This is a genomic window from Alcanivorax sp. (assembly GCF_002733835.1).
GTDB lineage: Bacteria > Pseudomonadota > Gammaproteobacteria > Pseudomonadales > Alcanivoracaceae > Alcanivorax.
In genome coordinates this window covers 19,372-38,913 of record NZ_NVWY01000001.1, presented here as the reverse complement: position 1 = coordinate 38,913, position 19,542 = coordinate 19,372, and the positions used below count along the sequence as shown (strand labels likewise).

The 19,542-nt window shown below is 61.1% G+C and carries 17 protein-coding genes; 13 read left to right on the top strand and 4 right to left on the bottom strand.

All coding sequences use genetic code 11. The annotated features are described in order from the left end of the window. The first annotated feature begins 2 nt into the window (after nt 1–2). Genes COA55_RS00190 through COA55_RS00165 form a run of 6 tightly spaced genes read left to right on the top strand, consistent with a single transcriptional unit; the run spans nt 3 to nt 2,186 of the window. Nucleotides 3–221, top strand: a complete 219-nt coding sequence (locus COA55_RS00190; RefSeq protein ID WP_290499987.1) for a hypothetical protein — start codon at nt 3–5, stop codon at nt 219–221. Then, nucleotides 218–841: a DUF3164 family protein gene (locus tag COA55_RS00185; protein ID WP_290499986.1), complete on the top strand. Its 624-nt coding sequence runs from the start codon at nt 218–220 to the stop codon at nt 839–841. Before COA55_RS00190 ends, COA55_RS00185 begins: the two co-directional genes overlap by 4 nt. Before the next feature lie 20 nt (nt 842–861). Then, on the top strand, nt 862–1,233 hold the full coding sequence (locus tag COA55_RS00180; RefSeq protein WP_290499984.1) for a hypothetical protein: 372 nt from the start codon (nt 862–864) through the stop codon (nt 1,231–1,233). Further along, on the top strand, nt 1,233–1,394 hold the full coding sequence (locus tag COA55_RS00175; protein WP_290499982.1) for a hypothetical protein: 162 nt from the start codon (nt 1,233–1,235) through the stop codon (nt 1,392–1,394). The genes COA55_RS00180 and COA55_RS00175 overlap by 1 nt, the downstream gene beginning before the upstream one ends. After that, the gene (locus COA55_RS00170; RefSeq protein WP_290499981.1) at nt 1,391–1,849 is read left to right on the top strand and encodes a regulatory protein GemA; all 459 of its coding nucleotides are present in this window, start codon (nt 1,391–1,393) and stop codon (nt 1,847–1,849) included. The genes COA55_RS00175 and COA55_RS00170 overlap by 4 nt, the downstream gene beginning before the upstream one ends. Further along, nucleotides 1,836–2,186, top strand: a complete 351-nt coding sequence (locus COA55_RS00165; RefSeq protein ID WP_290499979.1) for a Mor transcription activator family protein — start codon at nt 1,836–1,838, stop codon at nt 2,184–2,186. The genes COA55_RS00170 and COA55_RS00165 overlap by 14 nt, the downstream gene beginning before the upstream one ends. Nucleotides 2,187–2,351: 165 nt before the next feature. On the opposite strand, the gene COA55_RS00160 is transcribed toward COA55_RS00165, so the two are convergent. Beyond that, nucleotides 2,352–4,658: a mechanosensitive ion channel domain-containing protein gene (locus COA55_RS00160; protein ID WP_290499977.1), complete on the bottom strand. Its 2,307-nt coding sequence runs from the start codon at nt 4,656–4,658 to the stop codon at nt 2,352–2,354. Between the two features lie 205 nt (nt 4,659–4,863). Here COA55_RS00160 and COA55_RS00155 point away from each other — a divergent pair, with 205 nt between their 5' ends. The 5 genes from COA55_RS00155 (at nt 4,864) to COA55_RS00135 (ending at nt 12,365) form a co-directional block, all read left to right on the top strand. Beyond that, a complete protein-coding gene (locus COA55_RS00155) occupies nt 4,864–5,592 on the top strand; it encodes a hypothetical protein (protein ID WP_063520903.1) in 729 nt (242 codons plus the stop codon). After that, complete coding sequence (locus tag COA55_RS00150; protein ID WP_082872393.1) at nt 5,592–6,596, top strand: alpha/beta fold hydrolase; 1,005 nt, start codon at nt 5,592–5,594, stop codon at nt 6,594–6,596. Before COA55_RS00155 ends, COA55_RS00150 begins: the two co-directional genes overlap by 1 nt. A gap of 282 nt (nt 6,597–6,878) precedes the next feature. Then, the gene (locus COA55_RS00145) at nt 6,879–7,724 is read left to right on the top strand and encodes a MerR family transcriptional regulator (RefSeq protein WP_290499974.1); all 846 of its coding nucleotides are present in this window, start codon (nt 6,879–6,881) and stop codon (nt 7,722–7,724) included. A gap of 302 nt (nt 7,725–8,026) precedes the next feature. Then, a complete protein-coding gene (locus COA55_RS00140; protein WP_290499973.1) occupies nt 8,027–11,119 on the top strand; it encodes a penicillin acylase family protein in 3,093 nt (1,030 codons plus the stop codon). A gap of 265 nt (nt 11,120–11,384) precedes the next feature. After that, nucleotides 11,385–12,365 (top strand): NADPH:quinone oxidoreductase family protein, encoded by a 981-nt coding sequence (locus tag COA55_RS00135; RefSeq protein ID WP_290499972.1) that lies wholly within the window; start codon nt 11,385–11,387, stop codon nt 12,363–12,365. 49 nt (nt 12,366–12,414) lie between these two features. On the opposite strand, the gene COA55_RS00130 is transcribed toward COA55_RS00135, so the two are convergent. Together COA55_RS00130 and COA55_RS00125 are read right to left on the bottom strand one after the other, a co-directional pair. Beyond that, the gene (locus COA55_RS00130) at nt 12,415–12,858 is read right to left on the bottom strand and encodes a thioesterase family protein (RefSeq protein ID WP_063520363.1); all 444 of its coding nucleotides are present in this window, start codon (nt 12,856–12,858) and stop codon (nt 12,415–12,417) included. 102 nt (nt 12,859–12,960) lie between these two features. Then, nucleotides 12,961–14,364: a phospholipase D family protein gene (locus tag COA55_RS00125; protein WP_290499970.1), complete on the bottom strand. Its 1,404-nt coding sequence runs from the start codon at nt 14,362–14,364 to the stop codon at nt 12,961–12,963. A gap of 249 nt (nt 14,365–14,613) precedes the next feature. Here COA55_RS00125 and COA55_RS00120 point away from each other — a divergent pair, with 249 nt between their 5' ends. Next, nucleotides 14,614–16,479: a hypothetical protein gene (locus COA55_RS00120; RefSeq protein WP_290499969.1), complete on the top strand. Its 1,866-nt coding sequence runs from the start codon at nt 14,614–14,616 to the stop codon at nt 16,477–16,479. Between the two features lie 67 nt (nt 16,480–16,546). Beyond that, nucleotides 16,547–18,547 (top strand): bifunctional 2',3'-cyclic-nucleotide 2'-phosphodiesterase/3'-nucleotidase, encoded by a 2,001-nt coding sequence (locus tag COA55_RS00115; RefSeq protein ID WP_290499968.1) that lies wholly within the window; start codon nt 16,547–16,549, stop codon nt 18,545–18,547. A gap of 72 nt (nt 18,548–18,619) precedes the next feature. Here COA55_RS00115 and COA55_RS00110 read toward each other — a convergent pair whose 3' ends face one another. Then, nucleotides 18,620–19,471, bottom strand: coding sequence for a DNA ligase (locus COA55_RS00110; RefSeq protein ID WP_063519719.1), 852 nt, complete (start codon nt 19,469–19,471; stop codon nt 18,620–18,622). Nucleotides 19,472–19,542 lie beyond the last annotated feature (71 nt).

Sequence of the window (19,542 nt, the reverse complement as noted above, 5' to 3'; positions counted from 1 at the left end):
GGATGACATTCTCACACCAGAAACGAGCCGAGAAGCTCCGTAACGATATCGATCACTTCCTGAAGCGTGGGGGCAAGATCCGGGAGATCCCCAATGGCATGTCGGGGGAGCGTGGCGCCTATGGCCGCCTCAATTGCACCGCCGATGACGCGGCCCGGGCCAGGCTGAACGGCCAGAAGGCCCGTGGCCGGCAGAGAAAGCAACAAGGAGAAACCGCATGAACACAGCCATTACCGAAGTGCCGGCAGGCTACATGCTTAACGCCGCCGGTCACCTGGTACCCGAAGACCTGGTGCGCGACCAGGACAAGCTACGCGATAGCGTGACCCGTGACCTGATTGATATGGCCAAAGAAATACATGACCGCCTGAAGCACTTCAAAAAGAATGCACTCAGTGATATCGCCGACGTGGTTCAGATCAGTGCTGATCGCTACGACGTGAAGTTGGGCGGCAAGAAGGGGAATGTCTCTCTGATTAGCTACGACGGCAAGTACAAGGTGGTCCGCTCGTTCGCTGAACGCCTGGCATTCACCGAGGAGCTGGAGGCAGCCAAGGAACTGATCAACCGCTGCATCACCCGCTGGAGCGAAGGCGCCAACGAAAACATTCGGGCTCTGGTTGATCGTGCTTTTCGCACCAATAACAAAGGCCAGCTGCGCACCCAGGCGATTCTGGAACTGCTGCGCCTGGAGATTGCCGACGAGGAATGGCTCCGGGCAATGGATGCACTGAAAGACAGCATCATGGTCGCCGATACCGCTGTGTACGTCCGGTTTTATGAGCGGGTGGGTGATACCGACCAATACAAGGCAATCCCGCTGGATCTGGCGGCGGTCTAATCAAGCTTTAAGGAGGAAGCATGGGAATCAAACGACTGCAATACGAACTGAAGCGCCTCGAAGCCCTCGAGCTGCGCCACATCATTGATGAAATGGCCAGCCACGGCGACAGCAAAGTCGTAATGGCCTTTAACGGCACTCAAAGCCAGCCGGTGGCGGCGGTGGCATTGATCTCAGGCCCCGATACGGAGCGTTATCTCAAAGCGTTGGAACTAGCACAGGTGGCCACCGGGGGCAGTCCAGAGGGCACGGATGACGTCACCCCTGAAATGATTTCTGCCGGCATGGCGGAGTGGGATAAGCAGCACAAGGCAGGTGAACGGCAATGGCCAGTCATGCTGGAGTCCGTTTTCAAAGCCATGTTCTGCGCCAGTAAACGGAGGGGGTGCTGATGCAGCAGGCCCACCTGCCAGAGCAGCAACTGGCGACCATGCAGCACGCCATCCAGGAAGTCACTGAGCGGGTAATCGAGGGCACAGCCTCGCCGTATGCCCTCATTCGTCGCTCTGACTTACAGATTCTACGCCGCCTATTGCAACAGGAGGCCAAGTGACAGCGGCCAAACGTAGGCTAAGTGATCTGGCAAAGATCCACATCGCCAAAAAAGACCTGGGGATGGACGACGACGATTACAGGGCCATGCTCCAGAACATTGCAGGCGTTGGATCATCTGCTGACTTGTCCATCCACGGGCGTTCCAAGGTGCTTCATCACCTGGAAAGTAACCTCGGCTGGAAGCCGAAGCCCCAGGCCCGAAAGGCGCGCCAGAAGATCACCGCCACGACGCCCGTTGATCGCAAGATCCGGGCGCTTTGGCTTGATCTGGCCAATGCGGGCGCCGTCCGCGATCGATCAGAGAAAGCCCTGGCATCCTATGTGAAACGCCAGACCGGGATTGACCGCCTGGACTGGCTGAGCAGCAAGCAGGCCGAGCGAGTTATCGAGGCCCTGAAACAATGGGTAGCACGCATAGAGCAGCAGGAAGGGGGTACCGATGAGCAGATCTGACTCGCAGATGGAACACCGCCGCCACGAATTGCTGGAAGCGGTCCACCTAAACACACGTCAGCAGCTGATCGATCTGGGGGTTGATCCCGATGTTGCCGACCAGGCTGGCTGTGCCGTTAGCGAGATGCTGGCAAGAGACTGGGGCGGTCAGCTGGTGAATATCCCGAAGGATCACCACTACAAGCTCGCCGCTCGAGATGTCGCTATCTATGAGAAGTTCAACGGAACGAACCATGATGTCCTGGCTCGTGAGCATGGCGTGACCGTAAGGGCCATATATAAGATCATTAAGCGGGTTCGGGCGATGGGCGACCCGAACCAAAACACTCTTTTCTAGCATTCCACCTGTTTCACTGGCTGCAACACTCTTTCAGTTGCCACCCCAGTACTTCCCGTTTCATCCCGACTCTTCCCGGATTTATCTCACTTCCCTGTGGTATTTATCTAGTTCCTGATCAGCGCCTGCTTTTGCAGACGCTTTTTCATGAGTCCAATGCGGGGATTACCCGTCGTTGCCCTCTTGAGTAGACACCACACGATGATCTGCCAGGCGAATGTTCGCCGCTGGCGCATTGCCGTCCCGGTCCTCGCCGAAGTACAGGGTGGTATGCGGGAAGGGAATCTCGATACCCGCCTTGTCGAAGTAGATCTTCACCAGCCGGTTGAAGGCACGGCCCACCGCCCACTGATTGCCCGGTGTGGTCTTGATCACCACGCGGATATTCACCGAGCTGTCCGCCAGGGCCGTCACCCCGGCCACGGTCATGGGCGCGAGGATATTATCCTTGTGCTCACCTTCCTTGAGCGCCTCGAAGGCCGCCTCAAGCTGAACGATGGCATCGTCAATGCTTTCCCGATAACCAATGCCGTATTCGCCCACATGGTTACCGTATTCGCGGGTGTAATTGGATACCGCATCCACCGAGGAGAACGGCACGATGTGGTAGGTGCCATAGAGATCACGCAATGCCACCGAACGGATCCCCACTCGCTCCACCGTGCCGGAGTTGGCGCCAACCCCGACAAAATCACCGGTATTCATGGCATTCTCCAGCTGAATAAACACCCCGGTAATCACATCCTGCACCAGCTTCTGGGCACCGAAACCAATGGCCAGACCCAACACACCGGCACCGGCAATCAGCGGGCCGATATCCACACCCACCTCGGAAAGCACGATCATCGCCGTCATGATGATGATGGTGATGGCCAAGGAGGTATGGAACAGCCCCAGTAACGTCTCACCGCGCGCCGCCTGGGCCGGCGTACTGGTTTCTCCGGGGCTGAATTTATGCTCGACCAGGCTGGCCAGGGCAATCCAGACGGCCGCCGCCAGCGCCAGAATCAGCAAGATATCAATCAGCGCAGAAACGGTTTGCGCACCGGCGGTGGTGGCGTACCAGGCCGCCAGGTCATAGAGCTGCCAGGCATCCAGCGACAACACCAATACCAGCGCCAGGATCAGCCCGCGAATGATTTTCAGGCCGGTGGGCACATAAGTGTTCACCCGGGCCTGAAGGCGGGGCATGCTGGCGTTGAGCCGTTCCGACAGCTGGATTTCCTTGCCAATCAACTGCCCCAGCGCCACTGATACCAGCAGGCCCAGGCCCACATAAATCAGCGTTTCCAACGTTGCCAAGGCCACAAAGGGCAGCGCCGTTTCCGGGTTCAGCACGGTGGCGGTAAACACCAGCAATGCGTACGCCAACGCCAGCCAGTGCCAGGTACGCGCCAACAACAGCAGCAACAGCCGGATTGGCCCGGACCCGGCATTGGCCCGATGCGTCAACGCCTGACGCAACACCTGGCGCTTGCGCCAGATCACCACCGCCGCATACACCAGCGCCACCAGCATGATCACTGTCCCCACGCCACTGCCCAGCGAGGGCGACACATTGAAGTTCAGCACCGGCACCAGCACCAGCATGCCATAGCCAATCAACCCGGCTTCACGGGCCAGAAAGCGGTTACAGTAGCGCGCCTGTTCTGCCGCCACCGGCAGCAGTCGCAGGCCCTCGTAGCGGGAGGAAAAGAACATCCGCAGACCCACCTTGGCCAGCTCAACCAGCAGGAAGGCATTCAGAAACAGCGCTAACCGGGTGGCATCCGCGCCCAGCTGTTCGGTGAGCAGTGGCGCCACAAAAGTGCCGGCCAAGTAGGCCAGCACCACCACGACAATATCCAGTAGTGCAGCAACCGCCACGGCCACCATGGTGCGCAGGATCGCCAACTTCTCTGAACCGGCCCGGGCCCAGCCGCTGAGACGGGCAAAGACCGAGCTTCCCACCGCACGCAGCGACCAGAACACCACAAACGTCACGGCCACCAGAATCGCCAGATTCAACAAGGCGGCACTGACCGTTTTCATGTCCACCGGAGCCGCCGCTGCTACCGACTGGCTGGCATCGGCATCGCCGCCAAACCAGCCCGACACCAAGGCGCCCAGCGCTGCAAATTGCCGGCCCATATCACCGGCCAGGTTACCGGTGGCCGCCGCCATGCGGCGCGCCATGGAGACTTGCTCCGCGGTCTGCCCGCTGGGGGCCTGGGCAGCAATCTCCGCGGCTGGCACTTCGCCTTCCAGCCCCAACGACTCAGGCTGGGCAGACGCGTGCACGCCACGCAACTGATCAATCAGCACTTGGCGGCTGGCGTCATTTTCCAGCAAATCCGCCAGCTCCGCGTATTCACCCGGTTGCGCCGCAACCGGCTGCGCGGGCTCCGCAGCGTGGGCCGCTGCGGTGAAAAACACGAGCAAAAAAGTCACCAGGGCTGTGAAGCCGCGAAAGGTCTGGACTGGAGGGCGCAAACTGATCTCCTTATCCCGGTCATCGCCGAGCAAAATACACAATTTGAAGATTGTTCAGGCGCCCACCCTAACAAGTCAGACAGCGAAAAATGTGAAGATTGCGCGAAGGATTGCCCCCCGGTTACACCCCGACATTGACCCTGGGGAGCCATCCCCGGGGTGAGAATGCCAGTCATAGCGGTTGACCGTGACATTGAGCGCTGTAATGATCGAGTTACATTCCAACGACAACACGGTGGAGGCGTTCATGAACGCATTCTGGACCCCGGATTCCCAGGCCCTGGCGCCTTACCTCTCTGCCTGGCAGAACGCCCACAAAGGCCTGCAGATCATTGCTGGATCCCTGCAACCGGGCATGACCGAGCAGGATTGCGAACTGCTGATTCGCGACTGGCTGCGTGCGCACCAACTGTTCGATCCCGCCCGGCCGCCGAAGGTGCGCTTTACCAATCAACCCAGCCGCCGTCGCTTTGGCCTGAACAGACCGGGAAAGCGCCGTTACCGGATCGGCATGGGCTATATACTGCGTTGCGATGCGGTACAAAACGGCTACGCCGCCAAGGCCTGCCTCAGCGGCCCCGACGTGGCTCCGCTGGCCGCATTACACCGCCGCCTGCGTGACTATCGCGACCAGCTACCGCTGGCCCTGGCCCGGGGAGAAACACCCCAGCAGCTTGCTGGCCGTTTCTCCGGCCTGCGCCAGCACTATCGGTTGGCGCCGCTCACCGGCACTCTGCCGGAAGGTAATCGTATCGGCGAAGGACCGCTGATACCCGGGCTGTGGCAATGGCAACTGACGTTGAGCGACGGTACGCACAGCGTCGGCAGCAGTGAATTCCTGCTGATGGACGATCAGGGACCGCGCTGGCTGACCCCCGCTCCGGCCCACCTGCTCGACAACAACACTGGCGACAAGCAAGAGGAAGCAGCCTGATGGTGCAGTGGCGCGACAGCAAAGTAAGCCGTAATGGCGTGGACCTGGCGGTGCGTACCTGGAGTGCGGACAAAAGCCCCACGGTGATACTGGTACACGGCTACCCGGACGCCAATCATGTCTGGGAAAAAGTGGCGGAACGCCTTAGCCGGCATTTCAAAGTCGTCGCCTATGACGTACGCGGCGCCGGCAATTCTTCCGTGCCGCAAGGCCGCGCCGCTTACAAGTTGCGGGAACTGCGCAACGACCTGCATGCGGTCATGGACGCCGTCAGCCCGGATGAAAAGGTGCATCTGGTGGGGCACGACTGGGGCTCCATCCAGACCTGGGAATCAGTCACCGATCCCGGCGCCGAGCAACGCATCGCCTCCTACACCACCCTGTCCGGCCCGTGCCTGGATCATGTGGGGCAGTGGATGAAGGCGCGACTGCGCGAACAGGAAATCGGCGCCGTGCTCAATCAGCTCGCCCACTCCTGGTACATCGGCCTCTTCCAGTTGCCGGTGCTGGCCCCGACCCTGTGGAAAGCCGGCCTGGCCAAGGTCTGGCCGCAGGTACTGCGCCGCACCGAAAACCTGCACAGCGAAGTCAGCGCCACTCAACAGCAGGACGGCGTGCACGGTATCGAACTGTACCGCGCCAACATGCTGCCTTGTCTGCTCAAGCCCCGGGAGCGGCATACCAAAGTCCCGGTGCAGCTGATCGTTGCCCGCGAAGACAACTATGTGCGCCCGGCCATGCTCGAAGACCTGCCCCAGTGGACAGATCGCCTGTGGCGCCGGGAAATAGACTGCGGACACTGGAGCCCCCTTCTCCAGTATCCGGACGTGACCGCCGGCTGGATCAGTGAGTTCATCCAGCATGTTGAAGGCGCCCCCGCCAGCGAGGCGCTCAAGCGCGCCCAGGTCAATGCCGACCCGCAGCCCGCAGCAGATAGCAGCCATCCGGGAACCGGCAACCACGCCTCTACGAAGCACCCGCAGGAACGTAGCGTAGCGGAGTAACGCACGCAGTGCGGCCCGAAGGGTGAGCGAAGCGAATAACCTGCCTGCGGGTGATCCGAGCCTGGGCGAGGCAAGGATTCCAGAAGCGGGTTACGAGTCACGAGTTTCGAAAATCAAAAAAACCAGCCAAGTACGGGGTTTGGGGTTTTGCCTTTCGAAACTCGCTTCTCGCAACTCGAAACTCTCACCTCGCCCAGGCTCGCCCGCGTTGTTGCGTGATGCATGTAGCGTGCTGCGTCTCCCCTTCTAGCCCCAGTGCAAAAAGGGGGCTATCATCGCCACATGAAAACCAGTGACCGTAATCCCGCAGCTATTTTGCGCAGCCTGAAGAAATACACCCAACCGGCTGAGCAACAGGCCCCGGCAGACGCCGGCGACCACAAGGAATTCACCATCGACGAACTGGCCCGCGAAGCCAGCTCGACGGTGCGTAACGTGCGTGCCTACCAGGATCGCGGCATTCTTCCGCCCCCGGAAAAGCGCGGCCGCACCGGTATTTATACCGACGTGCACCTGGCCCGGCTGAAAATCATTGGCGCCTTGCTGGAGCGCGGTTACACGCTCAACAATATCCGCGACCTGCTCAGCGCTTGGGAACAGGGCCGCGAACTCAACGATATTCTCGGCCTGGAAGTGGCTGTTACCTCCTGGCAGAACCCCAGCGTCCCCTCCTACGTGGACTATCAGGACCTGCTCGATGACTTCGGTGAAGACATCACCCCGGACGTGATGACCAAGGCGGTCAAGCTCGGCTACATCATCCCGGAAGGTATGCGCCTGCGCCTGCCCTACCCGCGCGTTTACAACGCCGGCAAGGAACTGAGCGAAGCCGGCGTGCCGCTGGACGCGGTACTCACCCATGTGAGCCTGGTCCGCGAGGAAGTGGACAAGCTGGCCGAGCGTTTTATCGGCATGATCATCCACCACCTGGTGGACGAGAAGTACGGCGACGAAGCCCTCCCTGAAGGCGAAGACGTGCCCAAGCTGGCCGACTTCATCACCCGCATTCGCCCGCTGGCGGATGCCGTGGTCAGCGATGAACTGGGCCGGGTACTGGAAAAGAGCATCAACAAGATTCTCGTCGATCGCCTGGCCAACGTGCTGGCGCATATGGAAAAAAAGGGCTAAGAAAACAGCGCCTAGCTGCGAGCTTCTAGCGTCTAGAGGTGAGCAGCTGCCCCCACTTGCTAATACCCAAAAACGTCACTTCATCCCTTCGCATCTCACCAGAAAACCCGGCTGCCATTAGCAACTCATGGCTAGAAGCTCGTAGCTGTCTTTTCATGCTGCGTTAAGTAGGCTTTTCTTTCTGTTTTGTTGCCGCCTCTCCCCCTCATACCCACGGGAATGCCAATCTTGGGACTACCGTGCGAAAAGTGTCGCGCACACGACCATCGCACTTAAAACAATAAAGTCCCGAGGAGAGCACCATGAAACCCGGAGTTGTCATTACCGCGCTGCTTGCCGCCAGCCTGATCAGTGCCTGCGGGGGAGGCGGTTCCAGTAGCCCCGCCCCGGCCGCCAACACCCCCACACCCAACCTGCCCACGGAACCGGAAACGCCGCCCGCACCGCCGGCGGATCGTCCCGCCACCGTCTCTGCGCCCTATGCGGATTACGGCACCGTGCTCAACATCCTGCCCCCCGGTCAGGATGATATCGGCGGGCTCAGCAGCCTGACCGCCGACATTCCCGGTCTGGGCGACCTGGTCGGCACCCTGCTGGATGACCTGGTGGCGGAAACCGGCCTGGTCCCCGCGCTCACCAAGGAGCCGCACTTCGATGATCAGCTGGGCCTCTACGATGCGCTGGTGCGTAGCGAACCCGGGATCACCGATGATCAGCTAACCGACTATTTCAAAGCGGCCCCCTTGCTGGCCCCCGACGCCGGTAACTGGGAAAGTGAGCTGACCCTCGACACCGCCGGTTACCAGGTGGACATCAAACGGGATAACTTTGGGGTGCCGCACATTTACGGCGACTCCCGCCGCGATGCCTTATTTGGCGTCGGCTATGTCACCGCCGCCGACCGCCTGTTCCTGCTCGACGTACTGCGCCGGGCCGGCCGGGGTGAACTGTCCCGCTTCCTGGGTCCGGCGGATTTCTCCTTCGACCAGGACATTGCGGTGGACGCCCCCTACCGGGAAGAAGACCGCACCACCATGATCGCCAAGACCATCGCCCGTTTCGGTGACGACGGCGCCCAGGTGTTCGAGGATGCCACCAACTATGTGGCCGGCCTCAACCAGTACGTGAGCGATGCCCGTGGCGGCCTGTTGCAGGTGCCGGTGGAATACGTGGCGCTGGGCGTGCAGCTGGAACCCTTCGTGATTGAAGACGTGGTCGCCATCGCCACCCTGATTCAGGGCATCTTCGCCGGCGGCGGCGGCAACGAGCACAAGAACGTGCTGCTGCTGCAAGCGCTGGAAGAACAGACCGGCAGCGCGGAAACCGCCTGTGCCCTGTGGAAAGACTTGCGCAACGGGGTCGATGCAGAATCCTCCGTCACCACCACCCGCTCTTTTGCCACCCAGTCACCGCCAACCCTGCCCGACCTGTGCCCGCTGCGCGGCGAGCTGGCTGGCCAGTTCCCCGGTGCCATCATGTTCGACGCCGGCTCCTTCCAGGCCCACCAACCGTTGACCCATGAACCCTGTGGCCGACCCGGCCAGCCCCAGTGCCCCGAAGCGCTGGGCAACGTCCCCGCCCTACCCGGCACCGGCGTGGTCGGCGGCTTGCTGGATACCGTGGGCGACCTGCTCGGCGGCATCCTGTCCCTGTCATTTCTCGACGATGATGGCGCCAACCTGGCCCGACACTGGGCCACACTGACCCGGCAGCTAGGCGCCAGCGGGCAAGACAACGCCCGCCTTAGTGACCACCAGCGCGAACAGGTCATGCAACGCATTGCCGGCATCGAAACCGGCCTTAACGGCCTGCGTGATGGCTTCCCGAGCACCATGTCCAATGCCCTGTTGCTCAATGCCGAGCATTCCGCCAGTGGCCAGCCGCTGGCCGTGTTCGGCCCGCAGACCAGTTACTTCGTACCGCAACTGCTGCTGGAAATGTCTATCCATGGTGGCGATATCAACACCCGTGGCATGACCTTCACCGGCCTGCCCTACGTGGTCATCGGCCGCGGCCCGGACTTCGCCTGGAGTGCCACCTCCGGCAGCTCCGACCTCACCGACGTGCGCGTGGTACAGCGCTGCTCACCGGCCGAGGCTCCCGCCCACGGTGAAGGCGGCTACCAGGTTAACGGCCAGTGCAAACCCTTCGACGTGATCGACGAAGAATGGGTGGCCCGCTGGAACCTGGCCTCCTCCACCGACCCGCAAGCGGTCGGTCAAAACGAAGCCGTCCACCGCCGCGTGATCCGCACCGAGGAGTACGGCCCGGTGATTGGCTTCGCCACCGTGTCCGGCCTGCCCGTGGCAGTGACTCGCCAGCGCAGCACCTACTTTGCCGAGCTGGATACGGCCCTGCCGTTCCTGCAAGCCAGCCGCAACGATGTCCATGACGTACAAAGCTTCTACGACGTTTTCTACAACACCACCGGCAGCTTCAACTGGTTCTACATCGACGACCGCGACATCGCCTATTTCCATTCCGGCGACTATCCGCAGCGTGCCAACGGCATTCACCCGGAGCTGCCCAGCTGGGGTAACGGCCAGTACGACTGGAACGGCTTCCTGCCCCAACAGGCCCACCCCCAGGCCAGTAACCCTGAGCGCGGCTACCTGGCCAGCTGGAACAACCGCCCGGCCCGTGACTGGTGGGCTGCCGACGCCCACGCCCCCTACGGCTCCGCCCACCGCAACGACATCCTTGATGTGCGCCTGCAACAACTGGTCGAAGAGGGCAGCGTCACCCGGGCACGCATGGTGGAAGCCATGGGCGATGCCGCCACCGTGGACCTGCGTGGCCAGGAAATCATTCCCCACGCCCTGGCCCTGCTGGAAAGTGCACCGGTCACCGGCGACCAGGACAGCGCCATCCGCCTGATGCAGGACTGGGTCACCAACGGCGCCATGCGCCGCGACCGGGACGGCAGCGGCAACTACGATGAAGAAGCCGCCGTGGCCCTGATGGATGCCTGGTACCCGTTGATGATCGACACCCTGCTGCCACAAATCACCGCCGTGGAAGACGTGGACGGCCAGAACCTGTCGCTGATGGGCCGTGACAACAAGCCCGGTGCCGGCGGGTCCGCCTATAACAATGGCTACTACGGCTATCTGGAGCGGGTCCTGGAGCAGGCCCTGGGTACCAGCGCCAACCCGTACCGGGCCCTGCGTTGCGCGGACACCAATGACAGCAACGCCTGCCGCGACGCCCTGTCCGACAGCCTCAACCAGGCCATCGACCAGCTGGGCGGCATCGCCAGCATGGACAGCTGGAACGTGGACGAAAGCCAGGACCAGATCCAGCACCGCGCCATCGGCCTGTCCGGCGTCGCCCCCATCCACTGGCAAAACCGCCCCACCTTCCAGCAGGTCGTGGAATTCACCGGGCACCGGTAACAACAGGAGCAAGTTGAAAGTTTAAAGTTGAAAAGCGCGGGCCGGGGCACAGTTTGCTGAAAGGCCCCACCCGCGCCGTTACCGTTAATCGCGGGCATGGCATCGCAAGGCATCACCGCCTGGCCCGCGTTTCAACTTTACACTTTGAACTTTCAACTATTCATTTCTCTTATCCCTCTCAATGCGTCCCATGCATTTGTCTAATGCCCCCATCGGCGTTAGCGTCTCCTACACATAAAAATTCTGATTTTCGGGAGAGCACCACATGCGCGCCATTCTGTGCAAGGAACTGGGCCCAGCCAACACGCTGGTCATTGAAGACATCGCATCCCCTGCGCCGGGCAAAGGCGAAGTAAAGGTGCGGGTAAAAGCCGCCGGGCTGAACTTCCCCGACACCCTGATTATCGAAGGCAAGTACCAGATCAAACCGGAATTGCCGTTTTCACCGGGCGGCGAAATGGCCGGCGAAGTGCTGGAAGTGGGCGACGGCGTGAAAAACTTCAAACCCGGCCAGCGGATCATGGGCCTCACCGGTTACGGTGCTTTTGCCGAAGAAATTCTGGTGCCGGAGAACCGTCTGATCCCAGTGCCTGACGGCATGGATGACCACACCGCCGCCGCCTTTTCCATGGTCTACGGCACCAGTTATCACGCGCTGAAACAACGGGCCAACATCCAGCCCGGAGAAACCCTGCTGGTGCTGGGCGCCAGTGGCGGCGTGGGCCTGGCTGCAGTGGAAATTGGCAAGGCCATGGGCGCCAAGGTGATCGCCTGTGCCAGCAGCGATGAGAAACTGGAAGTGGCCAAGGAAGCCGGCGCGGATGACCTGATCAACTACGCTGACGAAGACCTGAAAGAGGCGCTCAAGAAGCGTTACCCGAAAGGCGTGGACGTGATCTACGACCCGGTGGGTGACAAGTTCACCGAAGCGGCCCTGCGCAACATGGCCTGGAACGGCCGCTTGCTGGTGGTCGGTTTTGCCGCCGGCGACATCCCCAAAATTCCCGCCAACCTGGCGCTGCTGAAAGGCTGCTCCATCGTCGGGGTATTCTGGGGCGCGTTCACCCAGCAGGAACCGAAAGTGAACATGCAGAACATCATGGAACTGTTCCAGCTGTTCGGCCAGGGCAAGCTCAAACCGCGCATCAGCCAGGTGTTCAAGTTCGAAGAATACGAACAAGCACTGGCCGCGCTGACCTCACGTACCGCCAAGGGCAAGGTGGTGCTGGACGTGGCCGGAGCCTGAACCACACGCCGTGCAGGAGTACCACCAGCGGTGCTCCTGCACCAGGCGTTCAGCCGCGACCACTCTGGTCGATGACGACCCCCGGCGCTCCCGCCTGCAACCGTTCACGCAGATCATCCGGCACCGGGGTTTTCGCGAACGGCTCGGTGGTCATCATCACGTACACCGCTTCCGAACGGGCAATGGCACGGCCATCATCCGCGTGGCGGATATCCGCTTGCAGGGAGAACGACGTGTTGCCCATATGGGTGAGTGACACGAACACATCCAGCACGTCATCAAACCGTGCCGATGACTGCCATTCCGTGGTCAACTTCACCACCTGGTTATCCAGCCCTTCCGCCAGCAACTGGCTGTAATCCCGCCCCAGTGCACGCATGAATTCGGTCATGGCGATGTCCACGTAGTCCCCGTAACGAGCGTTAAACACCACATGCTGGGCATCGCATTCGTTGTAGCGCACCCGGAATCGAAAGCAAAAAGGCTGGACCATGATGTTCTCCATAAAATCCAAAATATCGCAACAACCTGCAAGCTCCCTCTATGCCCGTTGGCGCTCACCAGTCGGCGACTAAAGACAACCAGCTTGCCGCGCCTACAGCATCCGCTCAATGGGCAATAGCGACAGCAACCATGCCAGCAGCCGTCGCCACACCGTCACGTCAGGTTCGCTGTGGCGCACCACCGGACGACCGTCATGGCCATCACCGGCCCAAGTCAGTTTTTCCTGCTCTTTGTCGACCCGATAACTGTTTTCCGGCGCCAGCCCTTCTTCAATAAACGCCGCCACCTGCTGCCCCAGTTCGGCAGACGCCACGTAGTAACCCATCTCGGTATTCAGGTGCACCGAGCGCGGGTCAATATTGAACGACCCAACAAAAATTTCACGCCGGTCCAGCACCATGGCCTTGGTATGCAGGCTCGCCTGGGACCGGCCTTTGAACAATCGCACCTGACGACGCAGCGCCCGGGCATTGGGCTGCAATTCATGCAATTCCACCCCCGCCGCCAGCAACCCCGGCCGATAACGGGCATAGGCACCATGAGCTGCAATCACATCATTGGTCGCCAGGCTATTGGTCAACACGGCCGCTCGCCCACCCCGCTGCCGAAAGCCCGCCAGCGCCTCAACAAAGGCGTCACCCGGAATAAAATAACTGGCTTCCATCAGCAATTCGCGATGGTCTTTCCTGCCCAGTAACCGGGCCAGCTGCTCACCCATCAATGTCTGCTTGGCACCGCTGGCCTTGTCCGGGCTATCGAACAACAACGCCGCCGGCGCCTGCACACATTGCTGCTCCTGCTTGCGCAGGTACTCGGTAAAAAACGCTTCGTGTTGGGGAAACAGGTAAGGATAACCTTTCAGGGAGGTGCGCCAGCGCCCCAGCCAACGCCAGATCCGTTCCGCCGTGGCCTCGGTTCGGCGCCGGTAACTTTTCATGGGCACCGCCAGCGGGCTCTGCCAGAAGGCATCAAACGCAGTGCGGGTATCCGCCACAATGGCGCCATGGGCGTACAGATCCAGATCCCGGAAATTGGTGGACGCATTCACCCCAAAATAATGGTCGGCAATATTTCGCCCGCCCACCAGCGCCCGCTCCCCGTCCATGATCCAGGCCTTGTTATGCATGCGGTGATTAAGCAGCGGCGCATGGTAGAGCCATTGCAAAAAATATTTATAGCGACCCTTGAACGGGTTGAATAACCGCACCTCGATATTGGGGTGCGCATCCAGCGCCGCCCACTTCACATCGCGGCCCAACTGATTGGCATGATCCAGCAACATGCGCACCTTCACACCCCGCCGCGCCGCTTCCAGCAAACGATAGATCAGCAGCTTGCCGGTGGTGTCGTCATCCCAGATGTAGTACTGCACATCCAGCGTGCGCTGCGCCAACCGGGCCAGGGTGACTCGCAGGGTGAACGCCTGATCGCTGTCGGCGACCAGCGAAAAAGACGACACCGGCGTGGGGGTCGAATCGGAGGCTGTCTGGCTCATTGTGCCTTACCTTTTTGCCCGTACACTGGCCGTTGTGATCGCCCGTCAATCCGCAAACCGGTGCCCATAGCGTCGCCCTCTCGGCTCCCTGTCATGATGCCCTGATGACAGGAATATAAAACCTGCCCTGAGTGCCAACCCTGCCATACATTCACCGGAATTCATCAAACTATCACGATCTTTTTACCGCATTTTCTTGTCGCCGTATCAGCCTTGGGCTCTCCCCTTCTGGTTCAAGGATGATCCCACATGAACAAACGGATTCTCACTACCCTGTTGGCCACGCTCTGCGCCAGCGTCAACGCTGCCCCCTACGACTGGAACTACCCGGCGCCAATTCAATCCCCCGGCGCTAACGATAATGGCAAGGTCGTGCTCTTCGATGTTTCCCATGGCGGCACGGAAGGCAATGCGGACTGGGTGATCGACGGCGCTTTTTCCGACTTCGCCGATGCGCTGGTCAGTGCCGGTTACACCGTGCAGGAATACCGCGGGGTGGATAAAAACAGCGACGGCGTTATCCAGTTTGTGGATGACTACACCAACCCCACCACCGCCAACAGCAACGCCAATGAAGCGGTGATTACCTACAGCGCCATCAGCCACGCGGACGTGCTGGTATTGGCGGAAAGCAACCGGCCCTTCACCCAGGCGGAATTGCAGGCCCTGGAAGATTTTGTGGCCGCCGGCAAGGGCATCTTCTTTGTGGCCGATCACTACAATGCCGACCGCAACCTGAACACCTGGGACAGCACCGAAGTGTTCAACGGCTATAACCGCTCCACCCTGTCCCAGTTCAATGTGGGCGGCAGCTACGGTGACCTGCGCAATCCCGGTACCGCCAGCGGCTGGCTGGCCCAGGAGTTCGGCATCCGCTTCCGCTTCAATGCCATCGACTGGCACAGCGGCGCCAGCGGTATCCAACCCGCCAGCCAAGTGGAAGGCCTGACCACCGGCGTGGGCCCGGTGCTGATGGCCGGTGGCGCCACCCTGGCGATCACCGACCCGAACAAGGCCAAGGGCCTGGTGTACTTCTCCACCAGCGACAGCCCCAGCCGCTGGAGCCATGCGGTGGATTCCGGGCTCTACTTCGGCGGCACCGCTGAAGGCCCCTACGTGGCCATCGCCAAGTCCGGCCCCGGCAAGGCCGCCTTTATCGGTGACTCCAGCCCCATTGAAGATGCCTCACCCAAGTACAAGCGCCAGGACAACGGCAACACCAAAAACACCTACCCGGGCTGGACCGATGCGGGTAACGCCGCCCAGCTCAGCATTAACCTGATCGACTGGCTGGCCACCCCGGAAAGCTACACCCAGTTCAACAGCAGCGCCCACCCGGCCGGCACCGCCACACCAACGCCCATGGCCAGTGAAGAACTGGACGACCCGGATAACGGCCAGCCCTGGAACACCCCCTCCGGCGGCTATAACCCCTGGGATGCCAGCACCTTCGACTATGGCGCCTACGGTGCCCCGAACGGCCCCGGTGGCAGCTCTGGCGGCGACGAGGTGCTGTCCGTCAGCGAGGCTCTGGCCGAGCCCACTGGCACCACCGTCACCGTGGAAGGCGTGATCACCCAGGCCATCAACGGCGAGTACGCCCTGGAAATTGAGGACAGCGCCGGCAGCGCCACCCTCTACGTGAAACTGGACAGCCAGTACCGCAACGACTTCAGCCCCCAGAACAACCCGGCAGTGATCGGCGAAACCCTGCAGGTAAGCGGCGAGCGTGACGTCTACATGGGCGAGCCCAGCATCGAGTACGTCACCGACATGCAGCTGGTGGATGGCAGTACCGGCGGCGGCAGTTGTGGCAGCAGCGGCGCGGTGTCGGTGAGCGACGCCTACGCCAGCAGCCAGGGCACCCCGCTCACCGTGATCGGCGAAGTGATCGGCGGCGTCAACGACCCCTACGCCCTGGAGCTGGGCGACCTGAACAGCAGCACCACCGTTTACGTGAAGCTGGAATCCGACCAGCGTGCCGAATACAGCCCCGCCAACAACCCGGCCATGATCGGCCAGACCCTGGAAGTGGACGGCGTGCGCGACCTCTACATGAACCACCCCAGCCTGGAATCGGTGAGCGCTCTCACCGTGATCAGCAACTGCCCCTGATTCGTTTTAAAAAATTCCCCGGCGGCGTTCGCGCCGCCCTTCCTTGAACCCAAACACAGGAAACACCATGAAGGCTTCACTGCGATCCCTGCTGGCCCTGTCCCTGGCCGGCGGCGCCCTGCTCAGCGGCTGCGGCGGCGATGACGACAACACCCCCGCCCAACAAGACACCACCACACGGGTGGACCTGCGTCTGATGGAAACCACCGACATCCACGCCAACGTGATGGATTACAACTACTACAGCGACAGCGTAGACAGCGGCCATGGCCTGGTACGTACCGCCATGCTGGTCAAGCAGGCCCGTGCCGAAATCACCCACCCGGAAAACTCTGCGTTAGTCGATAACGGCGACCTGATCCAGGGCAGCCCCATGGGCGACTGGCGCCAGGCGCAAGGGCTCACCAGCGGCGAAGTGCACCCGGTCTACAAGGTGATGAATGAAATGGCCTACGACGTGGGCAACTACGGCAACCACGAATTCAACTATGGCCTGGATTTCCTCGCCGAAAGCGTGGACGACGCCGCCTTTCCCTACATCAGCGCCAATGTGTTCAGCGCCGACGGCAGCACCCCCTACTTCGATCAGTACAAGCTCATCACCAAGACGGTCTACGACCGGAACGGCAACCCCCACGACATAACCCTGGGCTTTATCGGCTTCCTGCCACCGCAAATCATGCAGTGGGACAAGAAGAACCTGGAGGGCAAGGTCACCGCCAAAGACATCAAGGCCACCGCGGAGTTACTGGTGCCACAGATGAAAGCGGAAGGGGCGGACATCATCGTCGCCATTCCCCATTCCGGCATCAACACCACCGCCTACTCGGAAGAGGCCAAGGCAGAAAACAGCAGCTGGTACCTGGCGGACGTGGAGGGCATCGACGCCATCATGTTCGGCCACAGCCACCTAACCTTCCCCTCGGACAGCTTTGCCAACACCGCCAACGTAGATCTGCAAAAAGGCACCATCAAGGGCGTGCCATCGGTAATGCCCGGCTACTGGGGCAGCCATCTGGGCATCATCGACCTGAGCCTGGCACTCAATGAGGACGGCGAAAGCTGGACCGTGGTGGACAGCAAGGTGGAAGCCCGGGCCCTCGACCCGGAAGGCGAGGCCGATGCGGCCCTGACAGCACTGGTCAAACCCGACCACGATGCCACCCTGGAATACATGGGCCAGGTGATCGGCGAATCCACCGATGACATCTTCAGCTTCCTGGCGGTGGTGAAGGATGATCCTTCCATCCAGATCGTCAGCGATGCCCAGAAAGCCTATGTGGAAGACGCCATTGTCGGCACCGAGCTGGATGGCTTACCTGTATTGTCCGCCGCCGCCCCGTTCAAGGCCTGTGACCGTGACGGGGTCTGCGCCGAGGAAAGCAGCTTTACTGTGGTCCCCGCTGGCGAGCTGCAAGTGAAGAACATCGCCGACCTTTACCTCTACCCGAACACCCTGATGGCAGTGAAGGTAACCGGAGCCGAACTGGAACAATGGCTGGAATGTTCTGCTTCACAGTTCTTCCAGATCACCGACACCGCCGACCGCCAGGAATTGGTGGATTTCAGTGGCTTCCCCACCTACAACTTCGATGTCATCGACGGCGTCAGCTACCAGATCGATGTGACCGAACCGGCCCGCTACGACCGGGACTGTGCCAAGATCAGCGACGGCAGCCGTATCGTCAATCTGCAGTTCGAAGGTGCCGCCATCGACCCGGCCCAGGAATTTCTTATCGCCAGCAACAACTACCGTGCCACCGGCGGCCACTTCGCCGGCACCGGTGGCGACCATGTGGTGATCGAATCGCCCGATGAAAACCGCCAGGTGGTCGGCAACTACATTCAGGCCAACAGCCCGGTAACCCCTACCGCCGATAACAACTGGGCCTTCGCACCGATCCTGGGCTACAGCAGCGATCTGCAAATCGTCTTCCGGGTACCCAACACCGACCGCGCCAAAAACTTCGTGGCCGACGCGGTGGCCGGAGCCGGTGGCAGCTTTATGGCCTCCCTGCTGGATGACAGCGGCAACGAAGCCATCTACGAGCTGAACCTGCAGCCCTGAGGCATTCATCCCGGCCTGCCATCACAGGGTGGGCCGGGTGACATCGCTACACCCGAAACCACAAAACTGCCGTTACGGCTCTGCCAACGGTTCGTCGTTTCTGATCCGCAGAAAACTGGCAAAGCGTGGCAGCCCCGTGGCGGTTTTGCCGAAATACTTGTAGGTCACGGTGGTGCCCAATGGTGGCGGCGTTTTGCGCTGTTTATCGGTAAAGCCGGTGCCCAAGCGGAACTGCCGGCCATCGTCCCGCTGCACCACCAACGCCCCCAGCATGCCCCGGTACTTGCCTTTCCCTTCCGTGTGGCCAACCACCACGGCTTCCGCATCCTGGTAGGTCTTCACTTTCAGAATCGCATCACTGCGGCCCGCCTGGTACAGGCTGTCCCCGTGATGCAGCATCAGGCCTTCACCTCCCGCCGCCATGACCTTGTCCAGCCGCTGCAACAGTGCCGCGTGACTGGACGCGGGCTGCTGCTCTATTACGGAAAACGTATAGGCATTACTGGCTGACGCCAGCGCCTTCATTTGTTGAATACGCTGCGAGAAAGGCGCCTCACTGGCGGGCAGATCAAACACCTGATATCGAATCTGTCGCCACTCCTTTGCATCGGGCTGCAACCGGCGTACCGCAGCGGACACCTGTGCAAATCGCCCGCGCCCCATCCACAGCTCTCCATCCATGGGCGTATCCGGGTAGCCGCGCACAAACCAGGCCGGCGCCTTGATCACGTGCCCGCCCTTGCTAATCAACTGCTCCCCATTCCAGTAGGCCCGCACCCCGTCCAGCTTTTCGCTGACCCAATACCCCTGCAGCGCCATCCCTTTCTCATAGCTCTGCGCCAGCTGCAGTGCCGGGCCCTGGGCCAGGCACCACCCGGCCATTAACCACAGGCCAATAATGGCCAGCCTTTGTCTGCTCTTCACGGTATCCTCCCCGGTTTATGTCAGGCTGGCACCATGACAGATTCCGGCCGTGCGCCCTGTCCGTTTGCGCA